Raw genomic sequence first — 15,983 nt, forward strand, 5'->3', positions numbered from 1 at the left:
AAATTACAGCGGCTGCGTTTGGGCTTCTACAACCGCCAGCGCCACCATATTAACGATACGACGAACAGAGGCGATCGGCGTTAATACGTGAACCGGTTTCGCAACCCCCATCAGCACCGGGCCAACCGTTACGCCTTCAGAACTGGAAACGCGTAGTAAGTTGTAACTAATACGGGCAGCTTCCATATTCGGCATCACCAGAATATTCGCTGAGCCTTTCAACGGACTGTCCGGCATGCGGTCATTACGGATGCTTTCCACCAGCGCGGCGTCGCCGTGCATTTCGCCGTCAATCATCAACTCTGGCGCGCGCGCCTTAATCAGCTCCAGCGCGTCGCGCATTTTGCTGGCCGACGGACAGTTAGAGGAACCAAAGTTGGAGTGCGACAGCAACGCCACCTTCGGTTCGATACCAAAGCGACGCACGGTCTCTGCCGCCATCACGGCGATTTCCGCCAGTTGCTCAGGCGTAGGATCGTCGTTGACGTAGGTATCGGCGATAAAGGTGTTACCGCTTGGCAGCAGCAAGGCGTTCATCGCCCCGGCAGTATGCACGCCGTCGCGATGGCCAAATACCTCTTTTACCACACTGAAGTGCTCATGATAGTCGCCAATCGTACCGCAGATCATCGCATCCGCTTCGCCGCGCTGTACCATGATTGCGCCGATCACCGTAGTGTTGGCAATCACCGCACGCTGCGCCTGCTCTTGGGTAATCCCACGACGCTTCATAATCTGGTAGTACTCGCTCCAGTACTCTTTAAAGCGCGGATCGGACTCATTGTTGACGATTTCAAAATCGACGCCCGCTTTGATCTGCAGACCCAGTTTCTGGATACGCATTTCAATAACGCTCGGACGACCGATCAGGATCGGTTTTGCCAGCCCTAACGTGATCAGCTCCTGGGTAGCGTGCAGTACGCGCGCTTCTTCCCCTTCGGTCAGCACCACGCGCTTCGGCGCTTTGCGTGCCAGGGAGAAAATCGGCTTCATGAACAGGTTGGTTTTGTAGACGAATTCAGTCAGCTTATCGATGTAAGCGTCAAAGTCGGCAATCGGACGCGTTGCCACGCCGGAGTCCATCGCCGCTTTCGCCACCGCGGGGGCGATTTTGACGATCAGACGCGGGTCGAACGGTTTCGGAATGATGTATTCAGGGCCGAAGCTCAGGTCCTGATCGCCATAAGCAGATGCCACCACTTCACTCTGCTCGGCATGCGCCAGCTCAGCAATCGCGTGCACCGCCGCCAGTTTCATCTCTTCGTTGATGGCCGTCGCACCAACGTCCAGCGCACCGCGGAAGATGAACGGGAAGCACAGGACGTTGTTAACCTGATTCGGGTAGTCTGAACGACCGGTACAGATGATGGCGTCGGAACGCACCTCTTTTGCCAGCGGCGGCAGGATTTCCGGCTCCGGGTTGGCGAGTGCCAGAATCATTGGCGCACGCGCCATCTTCTTAACCATTTCCTGCGTCAGCACTTTCGGGCCCGAGCAGCCGAGGAAAATATCTGCGCCGTCAATGACATCATCCAGCGTACGTTTACCATCATCCACTACCGCGTAAGCCGCTTTGGTTTCCGCCATGTTCGGTTCGCGGTCTTTGTAAATCACACCTTTGGAGTCACAGACCACAATATTGTGTTTCTGCATACCCAGCGCTACCAGCAGGTTCATACAGGCAATCGCCGCCGCACCTGCACCAGACACCACCATGCGCACGTCAGAGATATTTTTCTCAACCACCCGCAGACCGTTCAGAATAGCGGCAGTACTGATGATTGCCGTACCGTGCTGATCATCGTGGAAGACCGGAATATTCATGCGCTCGCGCAGTTTTTGCTCAATGTAGAAGCACTCTGGCGCTTTAATATCTTCGAGGTTGATACCGCCAAACGTGGGCTCCAGGGCCGCAACCACATTGATAAACTTATCCGGATCGAGTTCATCGACTTCAATGTCGAACACGTCGATCCCGGCGAATTTCTTAAACAGAACGCCTTTACCTTCCATCACCGGTTTGCCGGCCAACGCGCCAATGTTGCCGAGACCCAGCACCGCTGTGCCGTTGGAAATAACCGCAACCAGGTTGCCGCGCGCGGTGTATTTGTAGGCTGCCAGCGGGTCCTTTTCAATTTCAAGACACGGTGCAGCCACGCCCGGCGAGTAGGCCAGCGCCAGGTCGCGCTGCGTTGCCAGAGGCTTGGTCGGAGAAACCTGGATTTTACCGGGTACCGGAAATTCGTGGAAATCGAGGGCGCTTTGTTTTAACTGGTCATCCATCTTGTTGTTCCTTTCACGTATCTATCAAAAAAGTGGCGCGGGTAACCATTCTACTGAGCCGCACATTATCACCTCAGTCAACGGTACAAACTTTGAAGGTCCCCAAACTCTCACCATTCAAAGAAAGAATTTGTTATCAATTTATAACAACCATGTTACCTGCTTAATCCAGCAATACCATGCCTGTCTGCTATGCTTTTTGCTGACAACGCCCGCAATTTTCCCAAAAGTGTGAATCACAACACGCATCTAACACTTTACTTTTCAAGGAGTATTTCCTATGACCCGTAAAGAGCTTGCCAATGCCATTCGTGCGCTAAGTATGGATGCCGTCCAAAAAGCTAACTCCGGCCACCCTGGAGCACCAATGGGGATGGCCGATATCGCCGAAGTTCTGTGGAACGATTTTCTACGCCATAACCCGACCGACCCCACCTGGTACGATCGTGACCGGTTTATTCTGTCCAACGGCCACGCCTCAATGCTGCTTTACAGCCTGTTGCATCTTTCCGGTTACGATCTGCCGATCGAAGAATTAAAGAACTTCCGTCAGCTCCATTCGAAGACGCCAGGGCACCCGGAAATTGGCTACACGCCGGGCGTGGAAACCACGACAGGACCGCTGGGTCAGGGTTTAGCCAACGCCGTCGGCATGGCCATTGCCGAGCGTACGCTGGCAGCGCAGTTTAACCAGCCGGACCATGAGATTGTTAACCACTTTACCTGGGTCTTTATGGGCGACGGCTGTCTGATGGAGGGTATTTCACACGAGGCTTGTTCGCTGGCGGGCACGCTGGGGCTTGGCAAACTCATTGGCTTCTACGATCACAACGGCATCTCGATTGATGGTGAAACCGACGGCTGGTTTACCGACGATACCGCGAAACGTTTTGAGGCTTATCACTGGCATGTGGTACACGACATTGACGGTCATGACCCAGAGGCGGTGAAAAAAGCCATTCAGGAAGCGCAGGCTGTTACCGATAAACCATCGCTGATTATCTGCCGCACGGTGATTGGTTTTGGCTCACCAAATAAAGCAGGGAAAGAGGAAGCGCACGGCGCTGCGCTGGGCGAAGAAGAGGTGGCACTGACCCGGCAGAAGCTGGGGTGGCATCATCCTGCTTTTGAGATCCCCAAAGAGATTTACCGGGCGTGGGACGCACGCGAGAAAGGCGAAAAAGCGCAACAGGGCTGGAAGGAGAAATTCGCAGCTTACCAACAAGCCTACCCGGAACTGGCGGCAGAGTTTTCTCGCCGGATGAGCGGTGGGCTGCCGAAAGAGTGGGAGGCAACAACCCAGAAATATATTACCGAGCTGCAGGCCAATCCGGCCAAAATCGCCACCCGTAAGGCCTCGCAAAATACCCTTAACGCCTACGGGCCTATACTGCCAGAGCTGCTTGGCGGTTCGGCGGATTTGGCCCCCAGCAACCTGACCATCTGGAAAGGCTCTTCCTCTCTTAAAGAGGATCATGCAGGAAACTACATCCACTACGGCGTGCGTGAATTTGGTATGACGGCGATTGCCAACGGTATCGCCCATCACGGGGGCTTCGTACCGTACACCGCTACGTTCCTGATGTTTGTCGAATATGCCCGAAATGCCGCGCGTATGGCGGCGCTGATGAAAGCCCGACAAATCATGGTTTATACCCACGACTCAATTGGTCTGGGGGAAGATGGTCCTACGCACCAGGCCGTTGAACAGCTCGCCAGCCTGCGCCTGACGCCTAATTTCAGTACCTGGCGACCGTGCGATCAGGTGGAGGCGGCAGTAGGCTGGAAGCTGGCAGTCGAACGTCATGACGGGCCAACGGCGCTGATCCTCTCGCGGCAGAATCTGGCACAGGTTGAGCGCACGCCAGAGCAGGTACAGCAAATTGCCCGCGGCGGCTATGTGCTGAAGGATGGCGGCGGTAAGCCGGATGTTATTTTGATTGCTACCGGTTCAGAAATGGAAATCACGCTGCTGGCAGCGGAAAAACTGACCGGCGAAGGTCGTAACGTGCGAGTGGTTTCTCTGCCCTCAACCGATATCTTCGACGCCCAGGATGAGGCGTACCGGGAATCGGTCCTGCCAGCAAACGTCAGCGCTCGCGTGGCGGTAGAAGCAGGAATTGCTGACTACTGGTACAAATATGTCGGGCTGAAAGGGGCAATTGTTGGGATGACGGGTTATGGAGAGTCGGCTCCAGCGGACAAACTGTTCCCGTTCTTCGGCTTTACGGTAGATAACATCGTCGACAAAGCGCACAAGGTGCTTAACGCGTGATCCACAGCGTGGGCCAGGCATCTGGCCCATGCCAGTTATCGCAGCTTGGCTCCTGGGCATAGCGCACCAGGCGAAAACGTTGACCGTCGTAGCGCCAGCGGGTCTGGATACCGCAATCTGCCAACCCTCGTCCTTTAGCGAGGGTGACCAGCTCCCGCGACTTCTCGTCAAACGTAGCGTTGGTCAGCTCCATATCGCGACTTTCTGCATCCGTTTTAAACGGCAGGCTTAACCGTACCGCGCGTGAAGTCAACGGAGTCGTACGTGAAACCACCCACGCCAGATCGATGGTGTTATACGCCCCGGCCTCACAGCCAATCATCAGCAGCGCTTTATCGTCTGTTAGGGCCGTGACGCGCATCTCGCGACGCAGCGGATCGATAGAGCAACGAATACCGTTGATCCGCCAGTTACCATAGTCCAGCAGTTCACTGCGCTCCTGCTGCGTGAGAGGCGTTGGCGTTGGATTAATGACCGCTACACCTTTCAGCGCGGGGGCCGGAGGTACGCTGAGCGGAGGCTCGTCACCTTTTTCAATCCATGCGGTTTCGCTCCCCACCCGTTTTTGCTGGGCGTCGATAAACAACAATGCGGCTTTTAGCCCGACCAGCGAAAGGTTTTGCGCACCTTTTTGCAGGGTAATCGCCTTCGCGTCCTGTACGGTTTGTAAAAATGCGCTGATGGTGGCGGGATCATCGGTCGTCAGTTGCCAGGGAGTTATGCGCCAGTGCTCGCCGCTCAGCGAGAGTGGCGCACCATCCAACAGCAGACGCGGCGCAATATCGCTCTCTTTGACGCTGGACGATTCCAGCCCGCCCAGCTCAATACGCAACACGGCGTCGGTATGTGCCCCGGCGCTGCGGCTCAAGGTCATGACCAGGCCGTGGTGCTCTCCGGTATTACGCGCCACGCAAAAATTTTGGTTATTACACGTTACCTGCCAGTCAGAAAATGCCTGTTGCGCGGGCGCAGCCCACAGCAATCGGGCGGGTAGCAACCCGAGCAGGAAAAGGAGAATAACGCGATAGCGCATGGACGGTACAACCCCGAAGTCAAAACACACAGCCTAAGCGGTATCTTCCTTGCGCGACTGATGTGGCTCAATAAGAATCGTCGGATTGGCCGTAAATTTGTAAAGAAATATAAATCCCGCGCATTAGTCCATGAGATGCGATGACTGCAAATAGTTCAGCAATAGCACCGTTTTACCGTCCCGGATCTCACCCGTTTTGATCATTTCCAGCGCCTGTGTGAACGGCAGTTCCAGAACTTCAATATCTTCATCTTCCACGCCGCCACCCGCGTTTGTCCGCTGACTGTCACGGTATTGCGCGATGAAGAAGTGGATTATTTCCGTCACACCGCCCGGCGACATGTATAGCTCAAACAGTTTACGTACTTCACCCACTTCAAAGCCGGTCTCTTCAATCGCCTCTTTTCGAATACATGCTTCCGGTTCGTCGTTATCCAGCAGCCCGGCGCAGGTTTCAATCAGTTGACCGTCTTCGTTACCGTTGACCCATGTCGCAACGCGAAACTGGCGGATGAGCACCACCGTTTTCTTCTCCGGGTTATACAGCAGGATTGTGGCGCCGTTGCCACGATCGTAAACCTCACGTTTGTGACGGATCACCTCTCCATTCTTACGGGTCAGGTCATAAGTGATATTGCGCAGGACGAAGTAGTTATCGGAAAGGACTTTATCTTTGATGAGGGTAATTTTTTGCGACATACCGGCTCCACAGCAAGAAGTGAGAAATAATACTACGCCGTGAAACCGGGTTTGTCTTGGAACAATGTAGGCCTGATAAGCAAAGCGCCATCAGGCATTCATGCGGCACATTGCCGGATGGCAACGCTAACGCGTTTTATCCGGCCTACTCGCCGATTAATGAGATTTGACTGATTTTACGCCCAGCCAGTCGACGATCCCCTGGGCGGCATGCCGCCCTTCCGCCATAGCCGTCACCACCAGGTCTGCACCGCGTACCGCGTCACCACCGGCAAAGATTTTCGGGTTACTGGTTTGATAACGGTATGCACTTTCAACATCGGCGGCAATGCGCCCCCAGTTATCGACCTTAACGCCATGCGACTCCAGCCACGGCATGCCGTGTGGGTGAAAACCAAACGCCATAATCACCGCATCTGCGGGCATCACAAATTCACTCCCGGCAATGGGAACCGGGCGGCGACGGCCCTGCGCATCAGGTTCGCCAAGTTGAGTACGTAAGAAACGCACACCGCTGACTCGCCCATCGGCATGCAACACCAGCTCAACCGGCTGAACGTTAAACTCGAAATTTGCCCCCTCTTCCCGGGCGTTCTTCACCTCTTTTTTCGAGCCGGGCATGTTGGCTTCATCACGACGATAGGCGCAGGTCACCTGGCTTGCGCCATGACGCAGGGCGGTTCGCACACAGTCCATTGCCGTATCGCCTCCGCCCAGCACAACCACGTTTAGTCCGGCGGTATCGATAAACGGTTCTTCAGGCAGTTCCTCCAGCCCCATCACCTGCTTGGTGTTGGCGATCAGGAACGGCAGCGCATCATACACGCCAGGCGCATCTTCATTTGGCAGGTCCGCCTTCATGGAACGATAGGTTCCTACGCCCACGAACACGGCATCGTAATCCTCCAGCAGCTTTTCAAGCGCGACATCCTTACCCACTTCACAGTTAAGTTCAAAATGAATGCCCATGGCGCTGAAGATTTCACGGCGACGCGCCAGCAGCGATTTGTCCAGCTTGAAGGCCGGAATACCGAACGTCAGCAAACCGCCTATTTCAGGATGGCGATCGTAAACGGTGGCGCTGACGCCGCTGCGCGCCAGCACATCCGCACAGGCCAGACCCGCCGGACCCGCACCGATGATGGCAACACGCTTGTCCACTTTCTGCACATGGCTTAAGTCCGGTCGCCATCCTTTACTCAGCGCCCGATCGGAGATGTAACGCTCAATATTACCGATGGTAACTGCGCCATGCTCGCTACGCACCGTACATGCCCCTTCGCAGAGTCGATCCTGCGGGCATACGCGTCCGGTCACCTCCGGTAGGCAGTTGGTCTGGTGAGAAAGCTCAACCGCCGCGTCGATATTCCCGGCTTTGACCAGTTCAATCCACTGCGGAATGTGGTTATGCAGTGGACAGGTCCATTCGCAAATACTGTGGTCGCCGCATTTCAGGCAGCGAGAGGCTTCGCGCTCCGCCTGCGCCGTACGAAACGGCAGATAGATCTCTTCAAAGCTGGTTTTCCGGGCCTCAATCGCCAGTTTATCCGGCTCCCCGCGCGCAGGCGTCGCCTGCATTTGCTCACGTTTAGTGATGACATGTGGAACAAAATCGGTAGTGCTGGCATGCCATGGCTGGCTTTCCAAACTTGCGGTACGCAGCCTGCGCGCTTTTGACAGACCGGTAAGCGAATTTTCCGTCACCAGCTGTAACGCCTGCGCCGGACAGTTCTCTACGCAGGCGGGCCCCTGTTCACGCCCCTGGCACAGATCGCATTTGTGCGCGGTAGCTTTCACCTTCCCTTTGGCGACGGGAGTGAGTACGATCTGCATCGTGCCGAAAGGACAGGCTACAACGCACGATTTACAGCCAATACACTTTTGCGGGTTCACCTGAACGCTGTCGTTATCATGGCTAATTGCCCCGTTTGGGCAGCTTCTGGCGCAGGGTGCATCTTCGCAGTGGTGGCAGGTCACCGCGCTGCGCTGCTGCTGATGCTTAATGACGGTAATTCGGGGCTGAAAATGCCGTTGGTTCAGGACATGCTGTTCGCCATTGTGAGCCATGACGCAGGCGACCTCACAGGCATGGCATCCCAGGCACTGCTGGCTATTGACCATAATAAAACGATTCATGGCTTCCTTCTTTTTTGGTTGCAAAAACCTTATTCTTTATAAGAGTGTTATTAACCGACACGGAAGGAAGCGGCAATGTTCATTTGCCCAGGAAGCACAACTATTTATCCAGAACCTGTGGCAGATCAATTTATTTCATCGCATATGAAATTGTGTTTCAGTTACCATCCAGTTTCATGGCGTTTTATTAACATTTATCAAATACACCGCATCGTTCACGCTGTTTTCAGGCGCGACGTGTATTGTGTGAGGATGCACAAGTGACGGTAAAGCGTCCGGTCTCGGCCAGTCTGGCTAAAGCTTTTTTCTACATAGTGATGCTGTCGATTCTCTCAACGGGTATTGCGCTGCTCACGCTGACCAGCAGCTTGCGAGATGCCGAAGCCATCAACGTTGCTGGCTCATTGCGCATGCAAAGCTACCGTCTGGGTTACGATCTACAAAGCCAGAGCCCGCAGCTTAACGCCCACCGCCAGCTTTTCCAGCAGGCGCTAAACTCGCCAGCATTACAGAATCTGAACGCGTGGTATGTGCCACAAGCGGTAAAAAGCCGCTATGGACGTCTGCATGCTAACTGGCTGGAAATGAACGCCCGCCTGATCGACGGCGATTTAAAATGGTACCAGGCCAACATCAACAACTACGTCGATCAAATCGATCTCTTCGTGCTGGCGTTGCAGCATTATGCCGAACGCAAAGTAATGCTGGTATTTGGCATCTCGCTGGCGGGCGGGATAGGCATATTCACCCTCGTCTTCTTTACCCTGCGGCGCATTCGCCAGCAGGTGGTGCGTCCACTGAATAAACTGGTGATGGCCAGTCAGCAAATTGAACACGGTCAGTTTGATATCCCACCGCTGGATACCGGTTTGCCTAATGAACTGGGGTTGCTGGGCAAAACGTTTAGCCAGATGTCGAGTGAATTACACAAGCTGTACCGCTCGCTGGAAGCCTCGGTCGCAGAGAAAACTCACGATCTGCACGAAGCCAATCGCCGTCTGGAGGTGTTGTATCAGTGCTCGCAGGCGTTAAATACCAGCCAGATTGACGTGCACTGCTTCCGCCATATTTTACAGATCGTCCGCGAACATGACGCCGCGTATTTCCTTGAACTCACCGTCGGTGATAACTGGCGGATTAGCGAAGGGACTAAAAGCCTCGAGCTACCGATGCAGATCCTGCCTGTCACCATGCAGGAAACCGTCTACGGCGAACTGCACTGGCAAAGTCCAAACGTCAATGCTTCTACTCCGCTGCTCAACAGCGTCTCCTCGATGCTGGGACGCGGGTTGTACTTCAACCAGGCGCAAAAACATTTTCAGCAGCTGTTGTTAATGGAGGAGCGAGCGACGATTGCACGCGAGCTGCACGACTCGCTGGCGCAGGTGCTCTCTTATTTACGCATTCAGCTCACGTTGCTTAAACGTTCAATCCCGGAGGATAACGCCCCGGCGCAAAGCATTATGGCGGATTTCTCCCAGGCGCTGAACGATGCCTACCGTCAGCTACGCGAGCTGCTCACCACCTTCCGTCTGACCTTACAGCAGGCAGACTTACCCTCCGCCCTGCATGAAATGCTGGAAACGCTGCAAAATCAAACCTCAGCTAAACTCACACTCGACTGTCGGTTACCCACGCTGGCGTTGGATGCGCAAATGCAGGTGCACCTGTTGCAGATCATCCGCGAAGCGGTGCTGAACGCCATTAAGCATGCCAGTGCGAGCGAAATTGCCGTCAGCTGCGTAACGGCTCCGGACGGCAACCACACGGTTTATATCCGCGATAACGGCATCGGCATTGGCGAGCCGCATGAGCCTGCAGGGCACTATGGACTCAATATTATGCGTGAGCGGGCGGAAAGACTGAGCGGCACGTTGACCTTCTCTCAACCTTCCGGAGGGGGAACGTTGGTGAGCATCAGTTTCCGTTCGGCTGAATCAGACAGTGAGCTAACGTAAAGAACCGCAAAGCGCCGTCGGGTCTGGATCCAGGCCTGACGGCGTTGGCACGAAAGGTATGCTGTAAACGGGCATGATAATTTACATTATCTTCTTTTTTTCTCCACGTTTGACCCGTACCTTGCCGCTAAAGTGAAGCAAGCCATACCCATAACGATACGCAGAAACACGAGGTCCTCTTTTAATGGCGAATTTTTTCATCGATCGCCCCATTTTTGCCTGGGTGTTAGCTATCCTGTTGTGCCTGACAGGAGCCCTGGCTATTTTTTCACTGCCCGTTGAGCAATATCCAGATCTGGCACCGCCAAACGTGCGGGTCACCGCCAACTATCCTGGCGCTTCGGCTCAGACTCTGGAAAACACCGTCACCCAGGTTATCGAGCAGAACATGACCGGTCTCGATAACCTGATGTACATGTCATCGCAGAGCAGCGGGACAGGTCAGGCTACGGTTACGTTGAGCTTCGTTGCCGGAACCGATCCTGACGAGGCCGTCCAGCAGGTGCAAAACCAGCTGCAATCGGCAATGCGTAAACTGCCGCAGGCGGTACAGGATCAGGGGGTCACGGTGCGTAAGACCGGGGACACCAATATTCTGACTATCGCCTTTGTCTCCACCGATGGCTCAATGGATAAGCAGGACATCGCCGACTATGTCGCCAGTAACATTCAGGATCCGCTCAGCCGTATTAACGGCGTGGGGGATATTGACGCTTACGGCTCACAGTACTCCATGCGTATCTGGCTTGACCCGGCCAAACTGAACAGTTTCCAGATGACCGCTAAAGATGTGACCGACGCTATCGAGTCACAGAATGCGCAGATTGCCGTCGGACAACTTGGCGGTACGCCTTCGGTGGACAAGCAGGCGCTGAACGCGACGATCAACGCCCAGTCGCTACTGCAAACTCCGGATGAATTCCGCGCCATTACGCTACGCGTCAACCAGGATGGTTCAGAAGTTAAACTGGGCGATGTGGCAACGGTCGAAATGGGTGCTGAAAAGTATGATTACCTCAGCCGCTTTAATGGAAATCCTGCCTCCGGCCTGGGCGTGAAGCTGGCTTCAGGCGCCAATGAAATGGCGACAGCAACGCTGGTCATTAACCGTCTGAACGAGCTGTCACAGTATTTTCCGCATGGGCTGGAATATAAGGTGGCTTATGAAACCACCTCCTTTGTCAAAGCCTCAATCATCGACGTGGTAAAAACCCTGCTGGAAGCTATTGCACTGGTATTCCTCGTGATGTACCTGTTCCTGCAAAACTTCCGCGCCACGCTGATTCCCACCATCGCCGTTCCCGTCGTCCTGATGGGTACCTTCTCCGTGCTTTACGCCTTTGGCTATAGCGTTAATACCTTGACGATGTTTGCGATGGTGCTGGCGATCGGCCTGCTGGTCGATGACGCCATTGTGGTGGTGGAAAACGTCGAGCGTATTATGAGTGAGGAAGGACTCTCACCTCGGGAAGCGACACGGAAATCGATGGGGCAAATCCAGGGTGCGCTGGTCGGTATCGCCATGGTGCTGTCAGCGGTGTTTATCCCGATGGCCTTCTTCGGCGGCACTACCGGGGCTATTTACCGCCAGTTCTCGATTACTATCGTCTCCGCCATGGTGCTGTCTGTTCTGGTGGCGATGATCCTGACCCCCGCTCTGTGCGCCACCCTGCTCAAACCGCTGCATAAGGGCGAGCATCACGGACAAACCGGTTTCTTCGGCTGGTTTAACCTGATGTTTAATCGCAACGCTGAGCGCTACGAAAAAGGCGTTGCCAGGATCCTGCACCGCAGTCTGCGCTGGATACTGATCTACGTCCTGCTGCTCGGTGGAATGGTTTTCCTGTTCCTGCGCCTGCCAACCTCCTTCCTACCGCTGGAAGACCGCGGCATGTTTACCACCTCGGTACAGCTGCCCAGCGGCTCCACACAGCAGCAAACATTGAAAGTGGTTGAGGAAGTGGAGAAGTATTACTTCACCCATGAGAAAGACAACATTATGTCAGTCTTTTCCACGGTCGGTTCTGGCCCTGGCGGGAACGGTCAAAACGTGGCACGTATGTTTGTCCGCTTAAAAGACTGGGATGAGCGCGACACCACTACCGGAACCTCTTTCGCCATCATCGAACGTGCGACCAAAGCCTTTAATAAGATTAAAGAAGCCCGCGTCTTCGCCAGCAGCCCTCCGGCTATCAGCGGCCTCGGAAGCTCTGCCGGTTTCGATATGGAGCTGCAGGATCACGCCGGTGCGGGCCATGATGCGTTAATGGCCGCGCGCGACAAACTCATTGAGCTGGCAGGGAAAGACACGTCCCTTACCCGCGTTCGTCATAACGGTCTGGACGACAGCCCGCAGTTGCAAATTGATATCGATCAGCGCAAAGCCCAGGCGCTGGGCGTTTCCATCGACGACATCAATGACACATTGCAAACGGCCTGGGGTTCCAGCTACGTCAATGACTTTATGGACCGGGGCCGCGTGAAGAAGGTTTACGTGCAGGCGGCAGCAAAATATCGCATGCTCCCGGACGACATTAACTTGTGGTACGTCCGCAATAACAACGGTGGCATGGTGCCTTTCTCGGCCTTTGCGACTTCACGCTGGGAAACGGGTTCTCCACGTCTGGAACGCTATAACGGCTACTCCGCAGTCGAGATTGTCGGCGAAGCTGCGCCCGGCGTCAGTACCGGTACGGCAATGGACGTGATGGAATCGCTGGTGCGCCAGTTGCCGACAGGGTTTGGCCTCGAATGGACTGCGATGTCTTATCAGGAACGGCTGTCGGGCTCTCAGGCCCCTGCCCTGTACGCCATTTCTTTGCTGGTCGTGTTCCTGTGTCTGGCGGCACTGTACGAAAGCTGGTCGGTACCCTTCTCCGTCATGCTGGTCGTGCCATTGGGGGTTATTGGCGCGCTACTGGCGACCTGGATGCGCAGCCTGGAAAACGATGTTTATTTCCAGGTCGGGTTACTTACCGTGATCGGGCTATCGGCGAAGAACGCAATATTGATTGTTGAATTCGCCAATGAGATGAACGAGAAAGGACACGATCTGCTCGACGCCACGCTCCATGCTTGTCGCCAACGTTTACGCCCAATTCTGATGACGTCACTGGCGTTTATCTTCGGGGTGCTGCCGATGACCATCAGCAGTGGCGCTGGTTCTGGCGGTCAACATGCGGTGGGGACAGGCGTAATGGGCGGGATGATTTCAGCCACTATCCTGGCGATTTACTTCGTTCCCCTGTTCTTTGTGCTGGTGCGCAGACGCTTCCCATTGAAGCCACGCCCAGAATAATCGGACACAAAAAAGGCGACTTACGTTGAGTCGCCTTTTTTTATCCTTTACAGGATATGAATTTCTTCCAGAAAATTATTTACGAAGCATCACTTCGATAAAGTCTTTCCAGTTCCCCAGTTCACGTTCAATCATAACAACCTCTCTTATTATTATGGGCATTCTACGAAATCATCATCATTAAAAGAAGGCAATTTAACCGATGGTTGCGATTGATTCCTCCAGTGTTTGGGGTTTATGTGATCACTATGCGCTATACCCATAAATTTTATGTGACTTACTGCAATATTTTGAAATATTCATACATCATCTACTACTTTTGCAATTCTGATGGAAAAACAGGCTGATGCAAACAGGCAGATTCTGATTTTTAGTTATACGGTATTTTTTGGAGCTTTCAGGAATCATTATTCACTGTTGTTCAACAATGTTATATTTTTCTATAACGATTGAATGACAATATGTATTATTCATTGCCACAGAATAAAAGAATAAATATTCAAGTTACGTCAATAAGGATTCAAATGATCACCCTTTACGGCATTAAGAATTGCGACACGATTAAAAAAGCCAGACGCTGGTTGGAGGCTCAAGGTATTGACTACCGCTTTCATGATTATCGCGTCGACGGTCTGGACAACACGCTATTACAGTCCTTTATCAGCGAATTAGGTTGGGAGGCGCTGCTCAATACGCGTGGAACCACCTGGCGTAAACTCGATGAATCCACGCGCAGTCAAATCACCGATGCGGCTTCCGCCTCCGCGTTGATGATTGAAATGCCAGCAATTATCAAACGCCCATTGCTCTGCGCGCCGGGTAAGCCTATGCTGCTTGGTTTCAGTGAATCCAGTTATACTCTGTTTTTTAATGAGGTGTAGTCTATGTCGTGCCCGGTCATTGAGCTGACACAGCAGCTTATTCGCCGTCCTTCCCTGAGCCCGGATGATGCCGGGTGCCAGGCGTTAATGATTGAACGCCTGCGCGCGGTAGGTTTTACCGTTGAGCGAATGGACTTTGGTGACACACAGAATTTTTGGGCATGGCGCGGTAAAGGTGAGACCCTGGCATTTGCCGGTCACACCGACGTAGTGCCTGCCGGCGATGTCGATCGCTGGATCAATCCACCGTTCGAACCGACCATTCGCGATGGCATGTTGTTCGGGCGTGGCGCTGCCGATATGAAGGGTTCACTGGCGGCGATGGTCGTGGCCGCAGAACGTTTTGTCGCCCAGCATCCAAACCATCAGGGTCGTCTGGCATTTTTGATAACGTCTGACGAAGAAGCCAGCGCCAAAAACGGCACCGTGAAGGTGGTTGAAGCGCTGATGGCGCGTAATGAACGACTGGATTATTGCCTGGTGGGTGAGCCATCCAGCACGGAAATCGTTGGCGACGTGGTGAAAAATGGACGTCGTGGTTCACTGACCTGCAACCTGACCATTCACGGCGTGCAGGGCCACGTAGCCTATCCGCATCTGGCCGATAACCCGGTACACCGCGCGGCCCCCATGCTCAACGAACTGGTGGCGATCGAGTGGGATCAGGGTAACGAATTCTTCCCGGCGACCAGCATGCAGATTGCCAATATCCAGGCTGGAACCGGCAGCAACAACGTTATCCCTGGAGAACTGTTTATCCAGTTCAACTTCCGTTTCAGCACTGAGCTGACCGATGAGATGATTAAAGCACGGGTTCACGCGCTGCTGGAGAAACATCAGCTGCGTTATACCGTCGACTGGTGGCTTTCCGGTCAGCCGTTCCTGACCGAACGCGGTAAACTGGTGGATGCAGTGGTGAACGCCATTGAGCACTATAATGAGATTAAACCGCAGTTACTGACTACAGGCGGGACGTCCGACGGGCGTTTTATTGCCCGCATGGGGGCGCAGGTAGTAGAACTTGGGCCGGTCAACGCCACTATTCATAAAATTAATGAATGTGTTAATGCCGCCGACCTGCAGCTGCTTGCCCGTATGTATCAACGTATCATGGAGCAACTCGTCGCCTGATGAGTGTTCCTGTAAGAGGAAATGAGCATGGACTGGCTGGCAAAATATTGGTGGATTCTGGTGTTGGTGTTTCTGGTAGGCGTGCTGCTGAACGTGATTAAAGATCTCAAGCGCGTCGATCACAAGAAATTTCTTGCCAACAAGCCGGAGCTTCCCCCACATCGTGACTTTAACGATAAATGGGATGACGACGACGATTGGCCGAATAAGGACCAACCGAAGAAATAATTAGTAGGCCGATAAGTCCCGTAGGCCCGGTAAGCGTTAGCGCCACCGGGCATTACGTGCC

11 protein-coding genes are annotated in these 15,983 nt (G+C 54.0%); 6 read left to right on the plus strand and 5 right to left on the minus strand.

Annotated features, from left to right (window positions below):
* Positions 1–3: 3 nt before the first annotated feature.
* Complete coding sequence (gene maeB, locus FDW94_RS19910) at positions 4–2,283, minus strand: NADP-dependent oxaloacetate-decarboxylating malate dehydrogenase (protein WP_003835063.1); 2,280 nt, start codon at positions 2,281–2,283, stop codon at positions 4–6.
* Between the two features lie 280 nt (positions 2,284–2,563).
* Between maeB and tkt the strand changes: the two genes are divergently transcribed.
* The gene (gene tkt, locus FDW94_RS19915; protein WP_003835065.1) at positions 2,564–4,558 is read left to right on the plus strand and encodes a transketolase; all 1,995 of its coding nucleotides are present in this window, start codon (positions 2,564–2,566) and stop codon (positions 4,556–4,558) included.
* Here the strand turns inward: tkt and FDW94_RS19920 are convergent.
* From FDW94_RS19920 to aegA, 3 genes are all read right to left on the minus strand, one after another.
* Positions 4,548–5,591 carry a DUF1176 domain-containing protein gene (locus FDW94_RS19920; RefSeq protein WP_008785425.1) on the minus strand — a complete coding sequence of 348 codons (1,044 nt, stop codon included), beginning with the start codon at positions 5,589–5,591 and terminating at the stop codon, positions 4,548–4,550. The two genes, tkt and FDW94_RS19920, sit on opposite strands and share 11 nt — an antisense overlap.
* Positions 5,592–5,714: 123 nt before the next feature.
* A complete protein-coding gene (gene nudK / locus FDW94_RS19925) occupies positions 5,715–6,290 on the minus strand; it encodes a GDP-mannose pyrophosphatase NudK (protein ID WP_008785426.1) in 576 nt (191 codons plus the stop codon).
* A gap of 156 nt (positions 6,291–6,446) precedes the next feature.
* Entirely contained in the window at positions 6,447–8,426 is a 1,980-nt protein-coding gene (gene aegA, locus FDW94_RS19930; protein WP_111465268.1) for a formate-dependent uric acid utilization protein AegA, read from the minus strand.
* A 260-nt stretch (positions 8,427–8,686) separates the two neighbouring features.
* Between aegA and narQ the strand changes: the two genes are divergently transcribed.
* Both narQ and acrD read left to right on the plus strand, forming a co-directional pair.
* On the plus strand, positions 8,687–10,384 hold the full coding sequence (narQ, locus tag FDW94_RS19935) for a nitrate/nitrite two-component system sensor histidine kinase NarQ (protein WP_032944178.1): 1,698 nt from the start codon (positions 8,687–8,689) through the stop codon (positions 10,382–10,384).
* A 184-nt stretch (positions 10,385–10,568) separates the two neighbouring features.
* Positions 10,569–13,682 carry a multidrug efflux RND transporter permease AcrD gene (gene acrD / locus FDW94_RS19940; RefSeq protein ID WP_137378140.1) on the plus strand — a complete coding sequence of 1,038 codons (3,114 nt, stop codon included), beginning with the start codon at positions 10,569–10,571 and terminating at the stop codon, positions 13,680–13,682.
* 75 nt (positions 13,683–13,757) lie between these two features.
* Here the strand turns inward: acrD and ypfM are convergent, their stop codons facing one another.
* Positions 13,758–13,817, minus strand: a complete 60-nt coding sequence (gene ypfM / locus FDW94_RS19945) for a protein YpfM (protein ID WP_001386977.1) — start codon at positions 13,815–13,817, stop codon at positions 13,758–13,760.
* Positions 13,818–14,206: 389 nt separating this feature from the next.
* On the opposite strand from ypfM, the gene FDW94_RS19950 reads away from it, so the two are divergent.
* Genes FDW94_RS19950 through FDW94_RS19960 form a run of 3 tightly spaced genes read left to right on the plus strand, consistent with a single transcriptional unit; the run spans position 14,207 to position 15,922 of the window.
* A complete protein-coding gene (locus FDW94_RS19950; protein WP_137378141.1) occupies positions 14,207–14,563 on the plus strand; it encodes an ArsC family reductase in 357 nt (118 codons plus the stop codon).
* 3 nt (positions 14,564–14,566) lie between these two features.
* On the plus strand, positions 14,567–15,694 hold the full coding sequence (gene dapE / locus FDW94_RS19955; protein ID WP_003037976.1) for a succinyl-diaminopimelate desuccinylase: 1,128 nt from the start codon (positions 14,567–14,569) through the stop codon (positions 15,692–15,694).
* 27 nt (positions 15,695–15,721) lie between these two features.
* Complete coding sequence (locus tag FDW94_RS19960; RefSeq protein ID WP_003835080.1) at positions 15,722–15,922, plus strand: YpfN family protein; 201 nt, start codon at positions 15,722–15,724, stop codon at positions 15,920–15,922.
* The last annotated feature ends 61 nt before the right edge of the window (positions 15,923–15,983 follow it).

Source organism: Citrobacter sp. wls757 (assembly GCF_005280935.1).
Taxonomy (GTDB): domain Bacteria; phylum Pseudomonadota; class Gammaproteobacteria; order Enterobacterales; family Enterobacteriaceae; genus Citrobacter; species Citrobacter portucalensis.

Excerpts from the sequence above, each read along its gene's own strand:
- nudK (WP_008785426.1), bottom strand. The coding sequence starts at position 6,290 with ATGTCGCAAAAAATTACCCTCATCAAAGATAAAGTCCTTTCCGATAAC.
- maeB (WP_003835063.1), bottom strand. The coding sequence starts at position 2,283 with ATGGATGACCAGTTAAAACAAAGCGCCCTCGATTTCCACGAATTTCCG.
- acrD (WP_137378140.1), top strand. The coding sequence starts at position 10,569 with ATGGCGAATTTTTTCATCGATCGCCCCATTTTTGCCTGGGTGTTAGCT.
- FDW94_RS19960 (WP_003835080.1), top strand. The coding sequence starts at position 15,722 with ATGGACTGGCTGGCAAAATATTGGTGGATTCTGGTGTTGGTGTTTCTG.
- FDW94_RS19920 (WP_008785425.1), bottom strand. The coding sequence starts at position 5,591 with ATGCGCTATCGCGTTATTCTCCTTTTCCTGCTCGGGTTGCTACCCGCC.
- aegA (WP_111465268.1), bottom strand. The coding sequence starts at position 8,426 with ATGAATCGTTTTATTATGGTCAATAGCCAGCAGTGCCTGGGATGCCAT.
- dapE (WP_003037976.1), top strand. The coding sequence starts at position 14,567 with ATGTCGTGCCCGGTCATTGAGCTGACACAGCAGCTTATTCGCCGTCCT.
- FDW94_RS19950 (WP_137378141.1), top strand. The coding sequence starts at position 14,207 with ATGATCACCCTTTACGGCATTAAGAATTGCGACACGATTAAAAAAGCC.
- tkt (WP_003835065.1), top strand. The coding sequence starts at position 2,564 with ATGACCCGTAAAGAGCTTGCCAATGCCATTCGTGCGCTAAGTATGGAT.